We start from the raw sequence: 20152 nt of genomic DNA, 5'->3' as shown, positions 1-20152 counted from the left end.
CCGTCACCTTTCGCGGGGGACGGCCGTGGTCCTGGCGCCTTCCGGCGAGCGGGACCAAGGGCCGGGGTCCAGGTTTCGGGGGGCGAGCGTCGGGGCAGCAGCCCGTGCTCCGCCGTTGATCTGACACCATTCCCCGGGGGCCCCGTTCGGCGGATGGACGGTGCTCGTTCGGATTTACTTGCGACCAGGGGACGGATGGGACCGCGCAGTGCGGGGCTACGAACGCCAGGAGCGAGAGCCGGCGGCTGACGTCGACCACCTCTCTCGGTTCGAGGCCGAGATGGAGCGGCTGAAGACCGAGCGGGAGAAGGCCGTCCAGCACGCCGAGGACCTCGGCTATCAGGTCGAGGTGCTGCGCGCCAAGCTGCATGAGGCGCGCCGCAGTCTGGCGACCCGTCCTGCCTACGACGGGGCCGACATCGGCTATCAGGCCGAGCAGCTGCTCCGTAATGCCCAGATGCAGGCCGATCAGCTGCGCACCGACGCCGAGCGCGAGATCAGCCAGGCCCGGGCGCAGACACAGCGCATCCTCCAGGAGCACGCCGAGCAGGCCGCCCGGCTCCAGGCGGAGCTGCACCAGGAGGCGGTCACCCGTCGCCAGCAGCTCGACCAGGAGCTGGCCGAGCGCCGGCAGACCGTCGAGTCGCACGTCAACGAGAACGTGGCGTGGGCGGAGCAGCTGCGCGCCCGCTCCGAGGCACAGGCCCGCCGTCTCCTGGAGGAGTCGCGTGCCGAGGCCGAGCAGGCGCTGGCCGCGGCCCGCGCGGAGGCCGAGCGGGTCGCCGCCGAGGCACGCCAGCGGCTCACCAACGACGCCGAGTCGGCCCGGACGGAGGCCGAGGCGCTGCTGCGCCGGGCCCGCACGGACGCCGAGCGGCTGCTGAACGCCGCGTCGACGCAGGCCCAGGAGGCCACCGACCACGCCGAGCAGCTGCGCAGCTCCACGGCCAGCGAGTCGGACAACGCCCGACGCCAGGCCACCGAACTGAGCCGGACCGCCGAGCAGCGGATGAGCGCCGCCGAGACGGCGCTGCGCGAGGCGCAGGCCGAGGCGGACAAGGTCCTGGGCGAGGCCAAGGAAGCCGCGGCCAAGACGCTCGCCGGCGCCGAGTCGGTCAACGAGCAGCGCACGCGGACGGCGAAGGAGCAGGTCGCCCGGCTGGTCAGCGAGGCCACCAAGGAGGCCGAGAGCACCAAGTCCGAGGCCGAGCAGATCGTCGCCGACGCCCGCAGCAAGGCCGAGACGATCGTCGCGGAGGCCGAGGACAGCGCGCGCAGCCTCACCGCCGAGGAGACCGCCTCCCAGCTCGCCAAGGCCGCCCGTACCGCCGAGGACGTGCTCAACCGGGCGTCCGAGGAGGCCAAGAGGACCACGAAGGCGGCGTCCGAGGAGGCCGAGCGGATCCGCACCGAGGCGGAGACCGAGGCCGACCGGCTGCGCGCCGAGGCGCACGACATCGCCGAGCAGCTCAAGGGCACGGCGAAGGACGACACCAAGGAGTACCGCGCCAAGACGGTCGAGCTCCAGGAGGAGGCGCGCCGGCTGCGCGGTGACGCCGAGCAGCTGCGCTCGGACGCGGTCGCCGAGGGCGAGCGCATCCGTGCCGAGGCCCGGCGCGAGGCCGTCCAGCAGATCGAGGAGGCGGCGCGGACCGCCGAGGAGCTGCTCGCCAAGGCGAAGGCGGACGCGGACGAGCTGCGCCAGGCCGCCACGGCGGACAGCGAGAAGGTCCGCACCGAGGCCATCGAGCGCGCCACGACCCTGCGCAGGCAGGCCGAGGAGACGCTGGAGCGGACCCGCGCGGAGGCCGAGCGGCACCGCGCGGAGGCCGTCGAGCAGGCCGAGACGATCGCGGCCGACGCGGAGCGGGCCGCCGAGCGGCAGCGCGAGGAGACCGAGCGGGCCATAGCGGCCCGTCAGGCCGAGGCCGCCGAGGGACTGGCCCGGCTGCACACGGAGGCCGAGGAGCGTCTCACCGCCGCCGAGGCTGCGCTGACGGACGCGCGCGCGGAGGCCGAGCGGATCCGTCGCGAGGCCGCCGAGGAGACCGACCGGCTGCGTTCGGAGGCCGCCGAGCGGCTCCGTACGCTCCGGGCGCAGGCCGACGCCGAGGCCGAGCGGCTGCGCAACGAGGCCGCGGCGGACGCCGCGGCGTCCCGCGCCGAGGGCGAGACCATCGCCGTACGGCTGCGTTCGGAGGCGGCGGCGGAGGCCGAGCGCCTGAAGTCGGAGGCACAGGACAGCGCCGACCGGGTGCGCAGCGAGGCGCAGGCCGCGGCCGAGCGTCTGGCGACCGAGGGCGCCGAGACACTGGCCGCCGCCCAGGAGGAGGCCGCACGGCGCCGCCGCGAGGCCGAGGAGACCCTCGGTTCGGCGCGCCAGGAGGCCGACCAGGAGCGTGAGCGGGCCCGCGAGCAGAGCGAGGAACTTCTCGCCTCCGCGCGCAAGCGGGTCGAGGAGGCCCAGACCGAGGCCGTACGGCTGGTCGAGGAGGCCGACCGGCGCGCGACCGAGATGGTCTCCAACGCCGAGCAGACCGCGCAGCAGGTGCGGGACGCGGTGGCGGGGCTGCACGAGCAGGCGCAGGAGGAGATCACCGGGCTGCGCTCGGCCGCCGAGCATGTGGCGGACCGTACGCGGACCGAGGCGCAGGGAGAGGCGGACCGGGTCCGCGCCGACGCGTACGCCGAGCGCGAGCGGGCGTCCGAGGACGCGGCGCGCCTGCGGCGGGAGGCGGCCGTGGAGACGGAGGCCGCGAGTTCCCTCGCGGAGCGCACGGTCGCCGAGGCGATCGCGGAGTCGGAGCGGCTGCGTTCGGAGGCCGCCGACCACGCCCAGCGGGTGCGCACCGAGGCGTCGGACGCGATCGCGAACGCCGACCAGGACGCCTCGCGCACCCGTGCGGACGCCCGGGAGGACGCGAACCGGATCCGTTCGGACGCGGCCACGCAGGTGGACACCCTCATCACGGAGGCGACGGCGGAGGCCGAGCGGCTCGGGACCGAGACCGCGGCCGAGGCCGAGCGGCTACGCACCGAGTCCGTGGCCAAGGCCGAGCAGCTCATCTCGGACGCGACCGGTGACGCGGAGCGGCTGCGTGCCGAGGCCGCCGAGACGGTCGGTTCCGCGCAGCAGCACGCCGAGCGGATCCGCACCGAGGCCGAGCGCGCCAGGACGCGGGCGGCGGAGGAGGCCGAGCGGCTGACGTCGTCGGCGCGCACCGAGGCCGAGCGCACGCTGGACGAGGCCCGCAAGGAGGCCAACAAGCGGCGCTCCGAGGCGGCCGAGCAGGTCGACACGCTCATCTCCGAGACGGCGTCCGAGGCGGACAAGCTGCTCTCCGAGGCGCAGCAGAGCGCGCAGAAGACGACGGCGGACGCCGAGTCGCAGGCCGACACGATGGTCGGGGTGGCGCGGGGCGAGGCCGAGCGGCTCGTGTCGGAGGCGACGGTCGAGGGCAACACCCTCGTGGAGCGGGCGCGTACGGACGCGGACGAGCTGCTGGTCGGCGCACGCCGGGACGCCACGGCGATCCGGGAGCGCGCCGAGGAGCTGCGGGACCGCATCACCTCGGAGATCGAGGATCTGCACGAGCGGGCCCGCCGTGAGTCGTCCGAGACGATGAAGAACGCGGGCGACCGGTGCGACGCGCTCATCAAGGCCGCCGAGGACCAGCTCGCCGAGGCCGAGGCGAAGGCCAAGGACCTGCTGTCGGAGGCGAACTCCGAGGCGAGCAAGGTCCGTATCGCCGCCGTGCGCAAGGCCGAAGGACTCCTCAAGGAGGCCGAGCAGAAGAAGTCCTCGGTCATCGGCGAGGCCGAGAAGATCAGGTCCGAGGCCATCCAGGAGGCGAAGGCCGCCGTCGAGGAGGGCAAGCGCGATCTGGAGGTGCTGGTCCGCCGGCGCGAGGACATCAACGCCGAGATCTCCCGTGTCCAGGACGTCCTGGAAGCGTTGGAGTCGTTCGAGGCCCCGCCGGGCACCAAGGACGGCGGGGTGAAGGCGGGGGCCGCCGCGGGTGCGACCCGTTCGGGTGGCAAGGCGTCGGAGAGCTAGCCAGATACACAGGTTCCATGCTTAATAGGGACCTTTGCCACAGGCTCTGGCAAGCCATCCGACAGCTAGCCACCCAAAAGGAGTGTCATTCTCCAGATCAAACACGTATCCGCTCGATGACACACCGCATTGACCCCTAGGATTCCCCTATCACCTCACCGGTCTCATTCGACAGGAACCCCATGAGCGACACTTCCCCCTACGGCTTCGAGCTTGTGCGGCGTGGATACGACCGCGCTCAGGTGGACGAACGCATTTCGAAGCTCGTCTCCGACCGTGACAGCGCTCTGGCCCGTATCACAGCCCTCGAAAAGCGCATCGAAGAACTCCATCTCGAGACGCAGAACGCCCAGGCCCAGGTCAGCGACGCCGAGCCGTCGTACGCGGGTCTCGGCGCGCGCGTCGAGAAGATCCTCCGCCTCGCCGAGGAGGAGGCCAAGGACCTGCGCGAGGAGGCCCGTCGCGCGTCCGAGCAGCACCGCGAACTCGCCGAGTCGGCCGCCCAGCAGGTGCGCAACGACGCAGAATCGTTCGCTGCGGACCGCAAGTCCAAGGCGGAGGACGAGGGCGTCCGGATCGTCGAGAAGGCCAAGAGCGACTCCTCTCAGCTGCGCTCCGAGGCGCAGAAGGACGCGCAGTCCAAGCGCGAGGAGGCGGACGCCCTCTTCGAGGAGACCCGCGCCAAGGCCGCCCAGGCCGCCGCCGACTTCGAGACGAACCTCGCCAAGCGCCGCGAGCAGTCCGAGCGTGACCTGGCGTCGCGCCAGGCCAAGGCCGAGAAGCGCCTCGCGGAGATCGAGCACCGCGCGGAGCAGCTCCGCCTGGAGGCCGAGAAGCTGCGTACGGATGCCGAGCGCCGCGCCCGCCAGACGGTGGAGACGGCTCAGCGGCAGGCCGAGGACATCGTGGCCGACGCGAACGCCAAGGCCGACCGCATCCGCTCGGAATCCGAGCGCGAGCTGGCCGCCCTCACCAACCGTCGCGACTCGATCAACGCGCAGCTCACGAACGTCCGCGAGATGCTCGCGACGCTCACGGGCGCCGCGGTGGCCGCCGCCACCGGCCCGGCCGAGGACGAGCCGATCTCGCGTGGGGTTCCGGCACAGCAGTCCCGGTAACCGCGCAGTCCGACACCAGGGCCCGCTCCTTCTGCCGAGGGTGCGGGCCTTGTCGTACCGTCAGGTCCTGCCGCCCGGAGCGCGCCCGCCCGTGTCGTCCGGCGCCACCGCCTCCCCCGCCGAGGGGTGCCTCCGTGCCGGTGCGGCGCCCCCCTGACGAGCCTCCCGACCGTCTCCCCGCTCAAGTGGCATGCCCCCGGGGGCCGTCTTAGCGTGGCCGCATGATCGAGCTCGAGGGGCTGACCAAGCGGTACGGCGAGAAGGTGGCGGTCAACAACCTCACCTTCGCCGTCAGACCGGGCATCGTGACCGGCTTCCTCGGTCCCAACGGCGCCGGGAAGTCCACGACGATGCGGATGATGCTCGGGCTCGACCGTCCCACCACGGGCGACGTACGGATCGACGGAGAGCACTACGACCATCTCAGGGACCCCCTGAAGTACATCGGCGCCCTGCTGGACGCCAAGGCCATGCACGGCGGCCGCAGCGCCTTCAACCATCTCCTCTGCCTAGCCCAGAGCAACGGCATCCCCAAGGCGCGCGTGCACGAGGTGCTCGACACGGTCGGCCTCACCGCGGTCGCGAGGAAGAAGGCGAAGGGGTTCTCGCTGGGCATGGGCCAGCGGCTCGGCATCGCGGGCGCGCTCCTCGGCGACCCGCGGATCCTGATGTTCGACGAGCCGGTCAACGGCCTCGACCCCGAGGGCATCCACTGGATCCGCAATCTGATGAAGTCCCTCGCGACCCAGGGCCGTACGGTCTTCGTCTCCTCCCACCTCATGAGCGAGATGGCGCTGACCGCCGACCACCTCGTCGTCATCGGCCAGGGCCGGCTGCTCGCCGACACCTCGATGGCCGACTTCATCCAGCAGAACTCGCGTTCGTACGTCCGTATCCGTTCCCCGCAGCGCGAGCGGCTGCTCGACGTGCTGCAGGGCGCGGGGGTCACCGTCGTCCGGACGGGCAGCGGCGCGCTCGAGGTGGACGACGGAAAGCCGGAGCACATCGGTGAGCTGGCCGCGCGGCACCAGATCGTGCTGCATGAGCTGAGCCCCCAGCAGGCCTCGCTGGAGGAGGCGTTCATGCAGCTGACCGCGGAGTCGGTGGAGTACCACGCGCACTCCGACACGCCGGGTCCGCCGGGCACGCCAGGTCCGCCGGGTTCACCGCGCGCTCCGGGTCCGCCGGGCACTCCGCCCGCCCCGCAATGGGGCGGCGACTGGAAGAAGGGCTGACGATGGCGGCCACCCAGGTCCTCAAGTCCGAGTGGACCAAGATCCGGTCCGTGTCGTCCACGGTGTGGACACTGAGCCTCGCGGCGGTCGTCACGATCGCCCTGGGCATCCTCATCTCGCTCCTGTCCAAGAACGAGTGGGACAGGATGAGCACGAGGGACCAGCTCTCCTTCGACCCGACGTTCATCAGCTTCGCGGGCATGAGCCTCGGCCAGCTCGCGATGATCGTCTTCGGGGTGCTGGTGGTCGGCAACGAGTACAGCACCGGCATGATCCGGACCTCGCTCGCGGCGGTCCCGCAGCGTGGCACGTTCCTCTTCAGCAAGGTCGCGGTGGCGGCCGGTCTCGCCCTCGCCGTCGGCATGGTCACCAGCTTCATCACGTTCTTCCTGGGCCAGGCCGCGCTCGGTACGCACAAGGCCTCGATCGGCGATCCGGGTGTCCTGCGCGCGGTGATCGGCGGAGGGCTCTACATGACGCTCATCGCCGTCTTCTCGATGGGCGTCGCGGCGATGCTGCGCAGTCCGATGCTCTCGCTGGGCATCCTGATGCCGTTCTTCTTCCTGATCTCCAACATCCTGGGCGCCGTGTCCGCGACGAAGAAGGTCGGCCGCTACCTCCCGGACCAGGCCGGCAGCAGAATCCTGCGGGTGGTGACTCCCCTCGACGACACCCCGTACGGGCCCTGGGGCGGCCTCGGCATCATGGTGCTGTGGGTGGCGCTGGCCCTGATCGGCGGCTACACGCTGCTCAAGAAGAGGGACGCCTAGGTCTCCGGCCGGGTGCCCGTGGCCCGGACGCCTAGCCGGGCTCTTCACCGTTCGGCCGGGGCGGGGTCAGTCCGTCGAAGTCGGACCAGCCCTCCCAGCGCCACACGTCCTTGTCGAGCTCCGGCTGGAGCGGCACGAAACGGCCGAGCTCGAAGTCCCCGGCCTCCAGGTCGAACCAGCGCTCGTCGGCGACCTCGGTGCCGAGCCCGACGGTCCGCGCGGTCAGCCGGACGAGCAGCTTCACGCCGTGCGAGCCGGACAGGTCCTTGCCCTGGATCCGGCGGAACGGCAGTTCGGCCACCGGCGCCTCGACCGGTATCCACACCGTGAAGGGCGCCCCGCGCTCGACCGCGAGCCAGCTCCGCTCCTCCGCCGGCTCGCCCTGCGCGTCCAGGACCTTCAGCCACTGCTTGTAGATGACGAGGCTGCCGTCGTGCGGGGAGCGCTCCAGGTAGCGCAGATGTGCGCGGGCCCGCAGGTCGACGACCGACAGATTGTCGAAGCGGTTGTAGAAGCGGACGGCGATGATGGCGTCGTCGCTGTCCGCGTTCCGCCGCGAGTAGCCAGGGAAGTCGGCGGTCCAGGCGTGCGAGATGCTGGCCCGCCGCCGCCAGACGAAGGGCCGCAGCGCGAACATCTTGATCAGTACGATGCCCAGCAGCACCGCGGGCACCAGCGAGCCGGTGACGGAGGCGAGCGTGGCGAGCAGCTGGTGAGCGGTGCTGTCCGGTTCGGGTTCGAGATTGTCCGTGCCGACACAGGCCCGCAGTACAGTCAGGCTGAGGTCGAAGAGCCGCTCCTCGTTCGAGAACCGCTCCGCCATCGAACGCGGCGAGTGCTCCGTCAGCGTCCACGCCGTCGCCACGACCACCGAGAGTCCGGCCAGCGCGCCCAGCGCCATCAGGAGCAGCGCGTGGACCGTGCGTCCCGCCATCCACCAGCGCACGGACGTGCGATAGCGCGGATGCGCCCGTCCCCGCCCAGGCCCTCCGTCCCGCCCTGCCCCGCGCCACATCGAGTTCAACTCACTTCCCCCGTAACAGACTTCGGCCCCACTCGTACACTGGGGAGAGCATGATTCCCGGTACCGGTTCGGGCCAACCCGGCTCGACCGGGGGAGACCGGGCCCCGCCCCGGGTACATCTCGCGTGAAAGGCTGTGCCCGTATTCGCGCGACCACCCCCGAAGGGCGTCACCGTGACGACGAAGGACCGAAGCCTTGAGGCGCTGGGCCTGGACGACGTGCCCGCGAAGAAGCCCCTCACCTATCCCGGCCGGCCCACCACCGAGCCGTCCCTGCTGACCGGCGGTGAGCTGCTCCAGCTCGACGTCCGGCCGCTGCGGCTCGGCGAGTGGTACGTGGAGGAGCGCCAGGAGCAGCAGCGACTCGACGAAGCCCTCGCCGACCTGGGCCAGGTCGGCACCGGGCGGCGCCACCCGGTCATCGCGGTCGGCTCGAACGCCTCCCCCGGGCAGGTCGCCCACAAGCTGACCCGGCTCGGCATCCCGGCGACGGTGCCGATGGTTCCGGTGCGGGTGGGCGGGATCGCCGTGGGCTGCTCGGGGCACATCAGCCCGGCGGGCTACGTGGCCGGGACGCCGTACGTGGACCGGACCGCCGAGACGACGCTCGTGGTGACCTGGCTGGACTCGACCCAGCTCAAGGCCGTCGACGACACCGAGTTCCCGGACTACCGGCGGGCGATACTCCCCGGCGACGAGTTCACCATGACGATGCCCTCCGGGGAACGGCTCGGCGGCGCGTACATCTATTTCAGCGCGCACGGCGTGCTCGCGGAGCCGGAGACCGGGCGGCCCCGCCAGGGCGGCGGCGACCAGTCCGAACTGCTCGCCTCCCTGCTCGCCGCCTCCGCACGGCTGCGCGAGCTCCTCGGGCCCGACCCCGCGGCCTGGGTGCGCGACGCCGGGGCCGACCGGTCGCTGCGCGAGAAGGGAACGCTGATCTTCGGCCAGGAGGGCTGGGTGCTGCCGCAGACCGACTTCCTGCCGTACGTCGACGAGTCGGCCGAACTGCGCCTGTACGACGACCTGCCGCCGCTCGGCGGCTCCCTGCCGCACCGGCCCTGAGGATTCCCGCGGACCAGCCGGGCGCCCCTTCCCTTCCGGGCCCGACCAGGAACGACGGGTACCTGACAGGACGCCCGTGCGAAATGTCGCCCCCTACTGGATCTTTCCCCGGCCGACCGGGCACGGTTTTACCCTCTCTTGAGTGGAACCGTCAGCGCCCGGCTATCCTCCTAACCCTTACGGGGGCGTGCGCCCCGACGTCCTGAACCTTTCGATGGGTGCGGAGAATGATCGAGGCAGTCGGCCTGACGAAGCGCTACGGCGCCAAGACAGCCGTGTACAACCTTTCCTTCCAGGTTCGGCCGGGTGCCGTCACCGGCTTCCTCGGGCCCAACGGCTCGGGCAAGTCGACGACGATGCGCATGATCCTCGGACTCGACAATCCCACCTCCGGGCGGGTGACGATCGGCGGCTTCCCGTACCGCAAGCTGCAGAACGCGCCCCGCCAGGTCGGCGCGCTCCTCGACGCCAAGGCCGTGCACGGTGGCCGGCATGCCCGCAACCACCTGCTGAGCCTGGCCCAGCTGTCGGGCATCCCGGCCCGCCGCGTGGACGAGGTGCTCGGCGTCGTGGGCCTCCAGGACGTGGCCAAAAAGCGCTCCAAGGGCTTCTCCCTCGGCATGGGCCAGCGCCTCGGCATCGCCGCCGCGCTCCTCGGCGACCCCCAGGTACTGCTCTTCGACGAGCCGGTCAACGGCCTCGACCCCGAGGGCATCCTCTGGGTGCGCAACCTGATGAAGTCCCTCGCGGCGGAGGGCCGTACGGTCTTCGTCTCCTCGCACCTGATGAGCGAGATGGCGCTGACCGCCGACCACCTCATCGTGATCGGCCGTGGCCAGCTGCTGGCCGACCAGAGCATCAAGGAATTCATCTCGCACAACTCGGCCGACTTCGCCCGGGTGCGCACGCCGGACACCGAGCCGCAGCAGCGCGAGAAGCTGACCGCCGCGCTGACCGAGGCGGGCGGCCAGGTGCTGCCCGAGCAGGACGGCGCGCTGCGCATCACCGGGCTGCCGCTCGCCCGCATCAGCGACCTCGCGCACTCCGCCGACGTCCGCCTGTGGGAGCTGTCGCCGCACCAGGCCTCGCTGGAGGAGGCGTACATGCGGATGACGCAGGGCGCCGTCGACTACCGCTCGACCATCGACCAGAAGGCCGGGCTCCAGCAGCAGCTGCCGCCGGGCGCCATGCCCCCGCCGCAGACGCCGGTGGCGGGCCAGGGCCAGCCGGGCTGGTACGCACCGCCGCCGCCCCAGCAGGGCGGGCAGCCCTTCGCCATGCCGCAGGGCCAGCCGCAAGCCGGTCCGTACGGCGCTCCCGCGGCCCTGCCGGGCCCGTACGGCGCTTCGGCCGCCCCCGGCGCCTCGGACGCCAACCCGTACGCCCACGCGGCACCCCAGGCCCCCGCGGGCCCCCCGGCGGCCGCCGCCGCGCCCGCCCCCGCCGCCGCCGACCTGACCAAGCCCGAGGACGCCCGATGAGCACGCCCCAGCCCCCGATGCCGCAGCAGGCCGCCGCTGCCCCCGAGTGGCAGGCGCCGCCCGGCACTTCGTACACCTCGCCGATCCCCGTCACCCGCACCCACCTCGGACACGCGCTCAACTCCGAGTGGACGAAGATCAAGTCGGTGCGTTCCACGATGTGGACGCTCGGCACCTTCCTGCTCCTGGTGGTCGGCATCGGCTTCCTGGTCGCCGCACAGACCACGAACGAGGACTTCGGCGACGTGCCGTACACGATCCCGGCGTTCTTCGGACTGATGCTCGGACAGATCTGCCTCATCACGCTGGGCGTGCTGGTGGTCTCCTCCGAGTACGGCACGGGCATGATCCGTACGACCTTCACGGCCTCGCCGCAGCGGCACCGGGTGCTCACCGCGAAGCTGGTCATCTTCTTCGCGGTGGCGTTCAGCGTCTCGGCGTTCGCGATCGGGCTCGTCGGCCTGTTCACCGAGGGGATGCACAGCGACGCCGCCGGCGACGCCTCCGAGATCGCCTGGGGCGGCACCGTCGTGATGGGCGCGCTGTACGTGTCCCTGCTCGGCGTGCTCGCGCTCGCGGTGGGCTCGATGCTGCGTCACTCGGCCGGCGCGATCACCACGATGCTCGGCGTCGTGCTGGTGCCCGCGATCATGCCCGCGTTCCTGATGATGTCCGAGAGCATGCGCACGATCGGCGAGAAGATGCAGGAGTACAACGCGCCGAACGCCCTCGCCCATGTCTTCCGGCTGGACTCCGAGAACGGCAACGGCGGCGCGCAGCTCGGTCTGCTCGCCGGGGTGACGGCGGCGGCGGTCATCGGTGCCTTCGTACTCCTGGAGCGCCGGGACGTGTGACGCCCGCGCCCACCGGCCGGACGGCCCGGGCCACCGGGAACGCCGAAGTCGAAGTCGAAGTCGCCTAGAACCTGGGCGCGTTACGGGACCGCTGCACCCGCGAGGTGCGGCGGTCCTTCGCGTTCCAGCAGGCCTTGTGCCAGTGGCGCCGCTCGTCGACGCCCGAGTGCTCCGGCCAGGCCACCACATGCGGAACCCCGGACGGGATCAACTGGTCGCAGCCGGGACAGCGGTAGGTCTTGCCCTGCGCGCTCGCGCCCGCCACATGGCGCACGCTCCACTCCTCGCCCTGCCAGCTCTCCGTGGACTGCCAGCCGCCGTAACGGTCCGACGGGTCCTCCCCGCCGTTCCTGCCGGACGGGCCGGCGTCCTTCGGACGGTTGCGACGCGGGGACAAGGGACACCTCACGGAGCTATACAGGGAGCAGGGGCCACGTCCAGCCTACGCGGCGCGCACAGGGGTACGCGTACTCCGCCAACCCGCACAGATCCCCCATCGGACAGCCCAATTCCCAGACAATCCGCAAATCTCTCCGCAAGGCCGTGTCTTCGGCACGTGTCACGCGGTTATGCCGTGCGGGGGAGCTCCTTGTCGGAGCCGAGGAAGCAGGAAGTTCGATGCACGTTGGAAGCTTTGTACTGGCCGCCCAGTTCCCTGGACAGGGCCAGGGGGAGGCCCTGCACCGCGCGGCGCGGTCGGCCGAGGTCGCCGAGGAGGCCGGGCTCGACACCGTCTGGCTGGCCGAGCACCACTTCGTGCCGTACGGGACATGCCCGTCGGCCGTCACACTCGCCGGGTATCTGCTCGGCCGCACCAGCCGGATCCGGGTCGGCACGGCGGTCAGCGTGCTGCCCACCGTCCACCCCGTGGCGCTCGGCGAGCAGGCCGCGCTGCTGCACATGATGTCCGGCGGACGGTTCTCGCTGGGCGTCGGACGCGGCGGGCCCTGGGTCGATCTGGAGGTCTTCGGCGCGGGTCTCGCCGCATACGAACAAGGGTTCCCGGAATCGCTCGATCTGCTGATGCAATGGCTGCGCGAGCCGTCCGTCGCCGGCGCCTCCGAGCGGTTCTCCTTCCGTGAAGTCCCCGTCGTCCCGCGCCCGTCGGAGGCGCTGAGCGGCGCTCCGGGTCCCGAGGTCGTCGTCGCGTGCACCTCACCGGCGAGCGTTCGGCTCGCCGCCGAGCGCGGGCTGCCCATGCTTCTCGGCATGCACGTCGGGGACGAGGAGAAGGCCGAAATGGTCGCGCTGTGGCGGCAGCACGCCCGTGCCGCGGGCCGCCCGACGGACGAGATCCTCGCGGCCGCCCATGTCTCCGCCGGTGTCTGCCAGATCGCGGACCGCCGCACCGACGCCGTCGAGACACTCGTCAAGGCGATGCCGGGCTGGCTCAAGCAGGGCCTGGACGCCCATGTGACGGTCGACGGCCGCCCCCGCTCGATGCGGGACCCGGTGGCGTACACCGAACTGCTCTGCGGGCTGCACCCGGTGGGCACGCCGCGGCTGTGCGCCGACCGGCTCGCGGCGACCTCGGAGCGGACCGGCATCTCGCGTTTCGCCCTGCTCGTCGAGGGATCGGGCGACCTGGCGGCGACCGAGGAGAACGTACGACGGCTCGGGGCCGACGTACTGCCCCACCTCGGGTGACCGTGCGAAGTCCGGCCCAGCGGGCCGGACACGCGGGGAGCTTGCCGCCCCAGTACCAATGCACCTCCCGCGTACGGAGCGGCAAGCAATGCGGCATCAGTGCGTCAGCAGTCCCTGAACTCCGGGGACTGGTTCAGCAGCTGACTGCGGACCGAGGTGAAGCGTGCCAGTGTGTCGTCCACCGAGTCGTCCAGCGGGAACACCGCCACCCGGTGGCAGTTCTGGAAGGCCAGCCGCACTCCGAAGTGCCGCTGCAGCGCGCCGCGTATCGCGTCACTCGCGAGCGCACGCAGCAGCTGGCCACGTGCCTGCTCGTCCGGCGGGGGCGTCTGGTTGTCGGCGAAGTTGCCGCCGTCCACCTTCAGCTGTGCCACCAGGGAGCTGATCATCTCCCATGCGTAGGGCAGGGAGGTCCGGACGCAGTCGACGAAATCAGCTTCATCGACCTCGCCTCGCTCGGCCTGTTGGAGTAGGGCCGGTGAGACGTCGAGCGACATGGGTTCTCCTCTCGCACCCCCATACCTCGGGGGTTGCCGGACAGGGATGGGGAATTCGCGATATCGAACACGCTGAGTACACGCATCGCGACCTCCCGTTCATACGGTAAGCATCGCCAGGTAACGGCACCAGGAGAATGCGCACATAGCGAACGCCGAGTAGGCCGACAATCAGCCACGACCGAACAGGGAACCTTCAGGATCAATGGGGTGACCCGCGAAAACACCGGTCGTGCACCAAGACGGGAGACGAGAGCGCAAAAGGGGCGAACCGTGGCTTCTCCGTCGGGTGGGGCCACCGGGTCGGGCGGGAGAATCGCGTGCACCACCGCCGGTCGAGTAGCGTTGCCGACCATGCGTCTCGTCATTGCCCGCTGTTCCGTGGACTACGCGGGCCGGCTCACCGCCCATCTCCCGTCAGCCCCCCGCCTCATCCTCGTGAAGGCGGACGGGAGCGTCTCGATCCACGCGGACGACCGGGCCTACAAGCCCCTCAACTGGATGTCGCCGCCCTGCACGCTGAAGGAGGGGTCCGGCGACGACGAAGGCACCTGGACCGTCATCAACAAGGCGGGCGAGAAGCTCATCATCACGATGGAGGAGATCCTCCACGACTCCTCGCACGAACTCGGCGTGGACCCCGGCCTGATCAAGGACGGCGTGGAAGCACACCTCCAGGAACTGCTCGCCGACCGCATCGAGACGCTCGGCGAGGGCTACTCCCTGATCCGCCGTGAGTACATGACGGCCATCGGCCCGGTCGACATCCTGTGCCGGGACGCCGAGGGCCGGACCGTCGCCGTGGAGATCAAGCGACGCGGCGAGATCGACGGCGTGGAGCAACTCACGCGCTACCTGGAGCTGTTGAACCGCGATCCGCACCTCGCGCCGGTCCGCGGCATCTTCGCCGCCCAGGAGATCAAGCCGCAGGCCCGCGTCCTCGCCACCGACCGCGGCATCGGCTGCGCGGTCCTGGACTACGACGCCCTGCGCGGCATCGAGGACGACAAGCTCCGGTTGTTCTGACCCGTACGACGGCCCCACGGCCCCACGGCCCCCACGGTCCGCGGGCTCCACGGTCCGCGCGACAGCCGCCGGGCCTGCTCCCGCACCACGTACGACCGACACACGAGAGGGCCGGATCCGATGGCGGACCCGGCCCTCTCCTGTCGTCTCCTGCGGTCGGATCACCGCTCTCTTACGGTCAGATCACCGCGCCGCCGAGCGAGGTGGCGACGTCGCTGCTCGCCGGCCCGCTGTTCCCCGGCACACTCGCCGGCGCGCTGCTCGCCACGGGGCCGCTCGCGGAGTCCGAGGTGGACGGACTCGTCGAGGTGCTGGCCGACGGCGACGCGGACGGCGAGCCCGACGGCGGCCTCGTGGGGGACGAGGACGGCGAACCGCTCGGCGGCTTCGTGGTGGACGACGACGGCTTGGTCGTCGGCGACTTCGAGGGCGACTTGGACGGCGACTTCGAGGGCTTGCCCGAGGTGTGCGTCCCGCTCGGGCCGGCGGACGGCTCGTGGCCGGCCGTGGCAGGGGGCGTCGGATCGTCCGAGGTGCCGTACGTGCCGTCGGGCCCCGGGTCGGTGGGCGTGGCCACGGCTCCGGTGGAGGAGTCGTCGCCCTTCTTCGCCTTGTCCGCGCCCAGGCTGTCGTCCTGGCCGTCCTGGGTGACCGACGGGTTGACGCCGACCTTCTCGGACGGGGTGTCGTCGCTGTGGTCCGAGGTCGCGCCGAGGGTCACCACGGTGCCCAGGACGGCGACCAGGAGCGCGCCCGCGCCCGCGGCCACCAGATTGCGCCGGGTGCCGGTGACCAGCCGCCTCGCGACTCCCTGCCGCTTCGTCCCGGGGGTGCCGGGACCGGCGGCGAGCACCGTCACGCCGTCGCCGGACGGGTCGGCCTGGGGGAAGGCGGCCGGTACACCACCGGGAGGCGACATCGACTCCTCGTGGCGCGCGTCGGGCACCTCTTCGCCCGCCGGGGTGCGCCCGCCGACGATGTGCACGGTTCCGGAGCGGTCGGCGACCAGCGCGAGGGCGCGGCGGCCGGCGGTGGTGCCGCGCTTGTCGGCGAGGGCACCACGCAGCGCGATGGCCGCCTCCAGGTCGGTGCGGGACCGGTCCAGCTGGCCGCCGCAGAGCGCGAGGATCCCCAACTCGTGGTGGAAGTAGGCCTGTTCCCCGACCTCACCGGACAGCTGGGAGGCCTCGGCACCGAAGCGCAGGGCGCGCTCCCAGGCGCTCCAGTGCTGTCCCGCGGCGAAGGCGGGCGCGGCCGTGCGGGCCAGCTGGACGGCGACGGTCTCGTCCTGCTCGTCCAGCGGGGCGGTGGTGACCGGGACGAGCACGTTCAGGGCGGCGAGCAGCGCGTCGGCCTCGGCACAGACCCGCTCCGGGGTCACCGACGGGTGCCCGGCCCACCAGGTGAAGTGCTGGGCGGCGGCGAGCGCCTGGTCCTGGAGGGTGTCCGCGTATCCGGAGGCCTCCAGCTGGGCCTGCACTCCGGCGGCGAGCCGGTAGTGCGAGCCGACCGGGGAGACCAGCGCGCAGCCCGCCAGTTCGGCGAGTGCGGCGTCGGCGTGGGTGTCGCCCACGAGCGCGGGCAGGTGAGCCTGGTGGGGCACCTCGCCGCCGAGCGCGACGGCGAAGCGCAGGGTGGCGCGCGCCGAGTCGCTCAGCCGGGAGGCGAGCAGCGCGGCGGGCGCGGCACCTTCGGCGAGGGAGGGCAGCGGCACGTCGTGGCCGTCGCCGGCCTCGAAGGGCGCGTCGACCGGGGCCTCCCGGAAGACGCCGTACTCGTCGAATGCCTCCTCGCTGGCCTGCAGCCGGTCGCGCTGCCGCAGCAGCGCTCCGGCCTGCATGAAGCGCAGGGGCAGTCCCTCGGACTCGAACCAGAGGTCGCCCGCCCAGTTCGACTCTTCCTCGGTCAGGACGCGCCCGACGGCGCGCTCCAGCAGTTCGAGACCGCCGCTGCGGTCGAGGCCGCCGAGGAAGACCTCTTCGAGGCCCGCGTCGGCGGACGGGGCCGGGATGTCGGGGGTGGCGGCGATCACGAAGGCGCACTCGGGGGTGGCGTCGAGCAGCTCGTCGAGGGCGCTGCCGCCGATCTCCGCGTCGTCGAGGACGACGACGGCGCCGATCTCGTGGACGAGCCGGAGCAGGTCGTCGCGGTCCGGGCGGTACAGCGACGCCTCGTAGACGGCGGTGAAGAGGTCGTACAGCAGGTCGCTCGCCGTGCGCCGGTAGCCGGACAGACGGATCACACCGTCGGGGGCTAGGTCCGCGCAGTCGTCGGCGACGGCGTCGAGCAGGACGGTCCGACCCGAGCCGGACGGGCCGGTGAGCCGCACCGAGCGCCCGCGCGCGAGAAGGCGTACGAGCCGCTCGCGCTCCTCCTGGCGTTCCAGGAGCGGCAGCCGGGGCTGAGCCTGGCCGGGCGGAACGGGCGGCCGGGCCGCGCGGGCCAGCTCGGCGCGTTCGGCGGCGCCGTGCTTGACCGGCGGCTGCGGTCGCTCGTGCGGCGGGCAGTTCTCCATCTCGCTGCCGTCGACGGGGTTGACCGTGAGCAGGAAGTCGCCCGTGATGAGCTGGACCGTTCGGGCGAGCACGGGCTTGTGCTGGCTCAGGTCGGCGGCCAGTGGGTCGCGCGGCGGGCGCGGACGAGGCGCCTGGCCGTCGTCGTCATGACCGTATTCGTCGGATCCCCGGTGGTTCGGGTCCATGTTCCAAGCCCCCCAAAAGCGTCGTGTGCCGATGCCCTCCCGGCCTTGCTGCACACCGCTCTGTCGCTTCTGGTCCGGTGCCCGCTCGTAGGGTTTCGGTCGGCGGGCAGCCGAACCCTAAACCTTCGCACAGTATCTACGAACAGGCGGGGTACCGCGCCGTCCGAACCGTCACAGCTTCGTGAGGATTGTGCACGTGGTGCCCTTCGTACGCCGGTCAGGGCGCGTACGCGGTCGCACACGCGGAGCGAGTGGGGCGCGCGCTCGGGTCACACCCGGGGCAGGGACTCGACCCCGATACCACCCTCGATCGCCAGGATCCGGTGCAGCCGGGTGGCCACCAGCAAACGCTGCATCTGTGGTGGTACGCCGCGCAGTACGAGCCGTCGGCCGCACCGCCCGGCGCGTCGGTGGGCCCCCATGATGACACCGAGGCCGGTGGCGTCCCAGGAGTCCAGCTCGGACAGGTCCAGCACCAGGTCGCCGGCTCCGTCGTCGACGGCCGAGTGCAGGACCGTACGGGCGTCCGCCGCGCTGCGTACGTCGAGGCGGCCCCCGACGACCAGCTCGGCGTGGTCGCCCCTGATGTACATATGCGCTCCCCGAGAATGCGTCTCGTAACTCCGCGTGTGTCTGTTTCCGCGTCTTCGCGTCTGCATGTTGTGCATGGTCTGACTGCCTGAGGGCCGCTGAGGTTGCCGTCTGTAAGCGAACCGATACCGAATTCACCTCATGGGGTGACACCCGAGAGGCGTGTGCGGCTTCCGTGGCGGATGCGGACCGGAATCCGGTCGCCGCGTGATCATTCAGTGCTTGTAGAAGCCCTGCCCGCTCTTGCGCCCGATGTCACCGGCGTCAACCATCCGGCGCATCAGCTCCGGCGGCGCGAACTTCTCGTCCTGGGTCTCGGTGTAGATGTTGCCGGTGGCGTGCAGCAGGATGTCGACGCCCGTGAGGTCGGCCGTGGCCAGGGGACCCATGGCGTGGCCGAAGCCCAGCCGGCAGGCGAGGTCGATGTCCTCGGCGGTGGCCACGCCCGACTCGTACAGCTTCGTCGCCTCGACGACGAGGGCCGAGATGAGACGGGTGGTCACGAAACCGGCGACGTCACGGTTGACGACGATGCAGGTCTTGCCGACGGACTCGCTGAACTCCCGCGCGGTGGCGAGCGTTTCGTCGCTCGTCTTGTAGCCGCGGACCAGCTCGACGAGCTGCATCATCGGCACCGGCGAGAAGAAGTGAACGCCGACGACCCGCTCCGGGCGCTCGGTGGCCGCCGCGATCTTGGTGATCGGGATCGCGGAGGTGTTGGAGGCGAGCACGGTGTCGGGGCGGACGATCTTGTCGAGGGCCTGGAAGATCTCGTGCTTGATCTCGAGCTTCTCGAAGACCGCCTCGACGACGATGTCCACGTCGGCGGCCGCGTCCAGATCGGTGGTCGCCGTGATGCGCGCGAGCGCCGCCTCCGCGTCCGCGGCGTCCAGCTTGCCCTTGCTCACGAACTTGTCGTACGAGGCCTTGATGCCGTCGAGGCCACGGTTCAGTGCCTCGTCGGTGACATCGCGCAGGACGACGTCCCAGCCCGCCTGTGCGGAGACCTGGGCAATACCGGACCCCATGAGTCCGGCTCCGATGACGGCGAGCTTCCGTGCCACTCCGACTCCCCTTTATCCAGTGCTTGAGTTGGCTCTTTCGGCGGACCCTAGCGCCCGTGAGGGCCTGTGTGACCGGTAAGTAATGCGCGTCACGTCTCATCTGACGGACGTCACACCGACGCGGGTCATTCGACCGCCCGTACGGCGTAGTTGAGGACCTTCCGGCTCATCAGGTCCTCCATGTCGTCGAGGAGCACGAGGATCTCTCGTGACACTTCGTCCGGATTTCGACCGGCCATCATCTCGCGGCCGATGGCCGCCATGACGGTCTGGTGCACCCAGTTGACCTGACCGGCGACGAGGCCCGGCAGCGAGTCCTCGGGCCGCGCGCCGGTCTCCTCGCGCAGCGCCTCCTCCAGGTTGACGAGGGCGTCCTGCCCGATCGCCCACAGCCGCGAACGGAGCGCGGGGGCCTCGTGGATGACCTGCATGAAGCGGGCATAACCCACCATCAGGCCGAGTCGGGGAGAAACCGCCTCGACCTCCTCGCGCAGTTCGCGCAGGACGGCGGCCGCGGCCGACTCGCCCTTCGCCCGGCCGCGCACCCAGCGGGCCAGCCGGTCGACCACGCCCATGGAGCGGTCGAGGAAGAGGTCCTCCTTGGCCGGGAAGTAGTTGTAGACGGTGTTCACGGAGACGTTCGCGGCGTCCGCGATCTCCGCGACCGTCACCGCGTCGAAGCCCCGCTCCAGGAACAGCCCCGTGGCGACATCGGAGATGTACTGCCTGGTCTGCCGCTTCTTCCGTTCCCTGAGTCCCTCAGCCATGTCCGCACTCAACGCGCTGACCATGCCGTCCATGCTGCTGTCCGGCCTGATGCTGCCGATGACCCTGGCCCCCGGCTGGCTGGACGTCCTCTCGCACCTCATGCCGTTCCGCTACCTGGTGGACGCGGTGCGGGACGCCTACATCGGCTCGTACGCCACCGCGCACATGCTGTACGGCGTCCTGGTGGCCCTCTCCCTCGCCGGGCTCGCCGTGACGGTGGGCACACGGGTCTTCCGGCGGGCCGGGGCCTAACTA

16 protein-coding genes and 1 pseudogene are annotated in these 20152 nt (G+C 71.4%); 10 read left to right on the top strand and 7 right to left on the bottom strand.

Annotated elements, in window-relative coordinates:
* Positions 1 to 208 precede the first annotated feature (208 nt).
* The 4 genes from scy to ACWD68_RS06360 all read left to right on the top strand — a co-directional run bounded on the left by scy (position 209) and on the right by ACWD68_RS06360 (position 7180).
* Positions 209 to 4057 (top strand): polarized growth protein Scy, encoded by a 3849-nt coding sequence (gene scy, locus ACWD68_RS06375; protein ID WP_451805318.1) that lies wholly within the window; start codon positions 209 to 211, stop codon positions 4055 to 4057.
* Between the two features lie 182 nt (positions 4058 to 4239).
* A complete protein-coding gene (locus ACWD68_RS06370) occupies positions 4240 to 5175 on the top strand; it encodes a cellulose-binding protein (protein WP_451805317.1) in 936 nt (311 codons plus the stop codon).
* Positions 5176 to 5396: 221 nt separating this feature from the next.
* Positions 5397 to 6410 (top strand): ABC transporter ATP-binding protein, encoded by a 1014-nt coding sequence (locus tag ACWD68_RS06365; protein WP_451805316.1) that lies wholly within the window; start codon positions 5397 to 5399, stop codon positions 6408 to 6410.
* Between the two features lie 2 nt (positions 6411 to 6412).
* Complete coding sequence (locus tag ACWD68_RS06360) at positions 6413 to 7180, top strand: ABC transporter permease (RefSeq protein WP_451805315.1); 768 nt, start codon at positions 6413 to 6415, stop codon at positions 7178 to 7180.
* Between the two features lie 31 nt (positions 7181 to 7211).
* Here the strand turns inward: ACWD68_RS06360 and ACWD68_RS06355 are convergent, their stop codons facing one another.
* A complete protein-coding gene (locus tag ACWD68_RS06355; RefSeq protein WP_451805314.1) occupies positions 7212 to 8126 on the bottom strand; it encodes a hypothetical protein in 915 nt (304 codons plus the stop codon).
* A 251-nt stretch (positions 8127 to 8377) separates the two neighbouring features.
* On the opposite strand from ACWD68_RS06355, the gene ACWD68_RS06350 reads away from it, so the two are divergent.
* The 3 genes from ACWD68_RS06350 to ACWD68_RS06340 all read left to right on the top strand — a co-directional run bounded on the left by ACWD68_RS06350 (position 8378) and on the right by ACWD68_RS06340 (position 11603).
* A complete protein-coding gene (locus tag ACWD68_RS06350; RefSeq protein ID WP_451805313.1) occupies positions 8378 to 9268 on the top strand; it encodes a hypothetical protein in 891 nt (296 codons plus the stop codon).
* Between the two features lie 227 nt (positions 9269 to 9495).
* A complete protein-coding gene (locus ACWD68_RS06345) occupies positions 9496 to 10749 on the top strand; it encodes an ABC transporter ATP-binding protein (protein WP_451805312.1) in 1254 nt (417 codons plus the stop codon).
* A complete protein-coding gene (locus ACWD68_RS06340) occupies positions 10746 to 11603 on the top strand; it encodes an ABC transporter permease (RefSeq protein WP_451805311.1) in 858 nt (285 codons plus the stop codon). The genes ACWD68_RS06345 and ACWD68_RS06340 overlap by 4 nt, the downstream gene beginning before the upstream one ends.
* 64 nt (positions 11604 to 11667) lie before the next feature.
* On the opposite strand, the gene ACWD68_RS06335 is transcribed toward ACWD68_RS06340, so the two are convergent.
* Positions 11668 to 12000, bottom strand: a complete 333-nt coding sequence (locus tag ACWD68_RS06335; protein ID WP_451805310.1) for an ATP/GTP-binding protein — start codon at positions 11998 to 12000, stop codon at positions 11668 to 11670.
* Between the two features lie 221 nt (positions 12001 to 12221).
* On the opposite strand from ACWD68_RS06335, the gene ACWD68_RS06330 reads away from it, so the two are divergent.
* Positions 12222 to 13250, top strand: coding sequence for an LLM class flavin-dependent oxidoreductase (locus tag ACWD68_RS06330; protein WP_451805309.1), 1029 nt, complete (start codon positions 12222 to 12224; stop codon positions 13248 to 13250).
* A 104-nt stretch (positions 13251 to 13354) separates the two neighbouring features.
* On the opposite strand, the gene ACWD68_RS06325 is transcribed toward ACWD68_RS06330, so the two are convergent.
* Positions 13355 to 13747: an SCO5389 family protein gene (locus tag ACWD68_RS06325; protein WP_398394232.1), complete on the bottom strand. Its 393-nt coding sequence runs from the start codon at positions 13745 to 13747 to the stop codon at positions 13355 to 13357.
* Between the two features lie 354 nt (positions 13748 to 14101).
* Between ACWD68_RS06325 and nucS the strand changes: the two genes are divergently transcribed.
* A complete protein-coding gene (gene nucS / locus ACWD68_RS06320; protein ID WP_451805308.1) occupies positions 14102 to 14773 on the top strand; it encodes an endonuclease NucS in 672 nt (223 codons plus the stop codon).
* 178 nt (positions 14774 to 14951) lie between these two features.
* Here nucS and ACWD68_RS06315 read toward each other — a convergent pair whose 3' ends face one another.
* The 4 genes from ACWD68_RS06315 to ACWD68_RS06300 form a co-directional block, all read right to left on the bottom strand.
* Positions 14952 to 17474, bottom strand: a complete 2523-nt coding sequence (locus ACWD68_RS06315) for an ATP-binding protein (protein WP_451805307.1) — start codon at positions 17472 to 17474, stop codon at positions 14952 to 14954.
* 269 nt (positions 17475 to 17743) lie between these two features.
* Positions 17744 to 18067, bottom strand: coding sequence for an STAS domain-containing protein (locus tag ACWD68_RS06310; RefSeq protein WP_261707178.1), 324 nt, complete (start codon positions 18065 to 18067; stop codon positions 17744 to 17746).
* A gap of 213 nt (positions 18068 to 18280) precedes the next feature.
* Entirely contained in the window at positions 18281 to 19129 is an 849-nt protein-coding gene (locus ACWD68_RS06305; protein ID WP_451805306.1) for a 3-hydroxyacyl-CoA dehydrogenase family protein, read from the bottom strand.
* Between the two features lie 125 nt (positions 19130 to 19254).
* Positions 19255 to 19896 carry a TetR/AcrR family transcriptional regulator gene (locus ACWD68_RS06300; protein ID WP_451805305.1) on the bottom strand — a complete coding sequence of 214 codons (642 nt, stop codon included), beginning with the start codon at positions 19894 to 19896 and terminating at the stop codon, positions 19255 to 19257.
* 7 nt (positions 19897 to 19903) lie between these two features.
* Here ACWD68_RS06300 and ACWD68_RS06295 point away from each other — a divergent pair.
* Positions 19904 to 20149: pseudogene (locus ACWD68_RS06295) on the top strand (ABC transporter permease); the annotation flags it as partial.
* Positions 20150 to 20152 lie beyond the last annotated feature (3 nt).

This window comes from Streptomyces sp. NPDC005141 (assembly GCF_053599975.1).
This window is presented reverse-complemented; position numbering and strand designations above follow the sequence as displayed.

What these genes read in the sequence shown, in the direction of transcription:
- ACWD68_RS06330 (WP_451805309.1), top strand. Translation starts at nt 12,222, where the DNA reads ATGCACGTTGGAAGCTTTGTACTGGCCGCCCAGTTCCCTGGACAGGGC.
- ACWD68_RS06315 (WP_451805307.1), bottom strand. Translation starts at nt 17,474, where the DNA reads ATGGACCCGAACCACCGGGGATCCGACGAATACGGTCATGACGACGAC.
- ACWD68_RS06360 (WP_451805315.1), top strand. Translation starts at nt 6,413, where the DNA reads ATGGCGGCCACCCAGGTCCTCAAGTCCGAGTGGACCAAGATCCGGTCC.
- ACWD68_RS06345 (WP_451805312.1), top strand. Translation starts at nt 9,496, where the DNA reads ATGATCGAGGCAGTCGGCCTGACGAAGCGCTACGGCGCCAAGACAGCC.
- ACWD68_RS06340 (WP_451805311.1), top strand. Translation starts at nt 10,746, where the DNA reads ATGAGCACGCCCCAGCCCCCGATGCCGCAGCAGGCCGCCGCTGCCCCC.
- ACWD68_RS06325 (WP_398394232.1), bottom strand. Translation starts at nt 13,747, where the DNA reads ATGTCGCTCGACGTCTCACCGGCCCTACTCCAACAGGCCGAGCGAGGC.
- ACWD68_RS06300 (WP_451805305.1), bottom strand. Translation starts at nt 19,896, where the DNA reads ATGGCTGAGGGACTCAGGGAACGGAAGAAGCGGCAGACCAGGCAGTAC.
- ACWD68_RS06370 (WP_451805317.1), top strand. Translation starts at nt 4,240, where the DNA reads ATGAGCGACACTTCCCCCTACGGCTTCGAGCTTGTGCGGCGTGGATAC.
- ACWD68_RS06365 (WP_451805316.1), top strand. Translation starts at nt 5,397, where the DNA reads ATGATCGAGCTCGAGGGGCTGACCAAGCGGTACGGCGAGAAGGTGGCG.
- ACWD68_RS06310 (WP_261707178.1), bottom strand. Translation starts at nt 18,067, where the DNA reads ATGTACATCAGGGGCGACCACGCCGAGCTGGTCGTCGGGGGCCGCCTC.
- nucS (WP_451805308.1), top strand. Translation starts at nt 14,102, where the DNA reads ATGCGTCTCGTCATTGCCCGCTGTTCCGTGGACTACGCGGGCCGGCTC.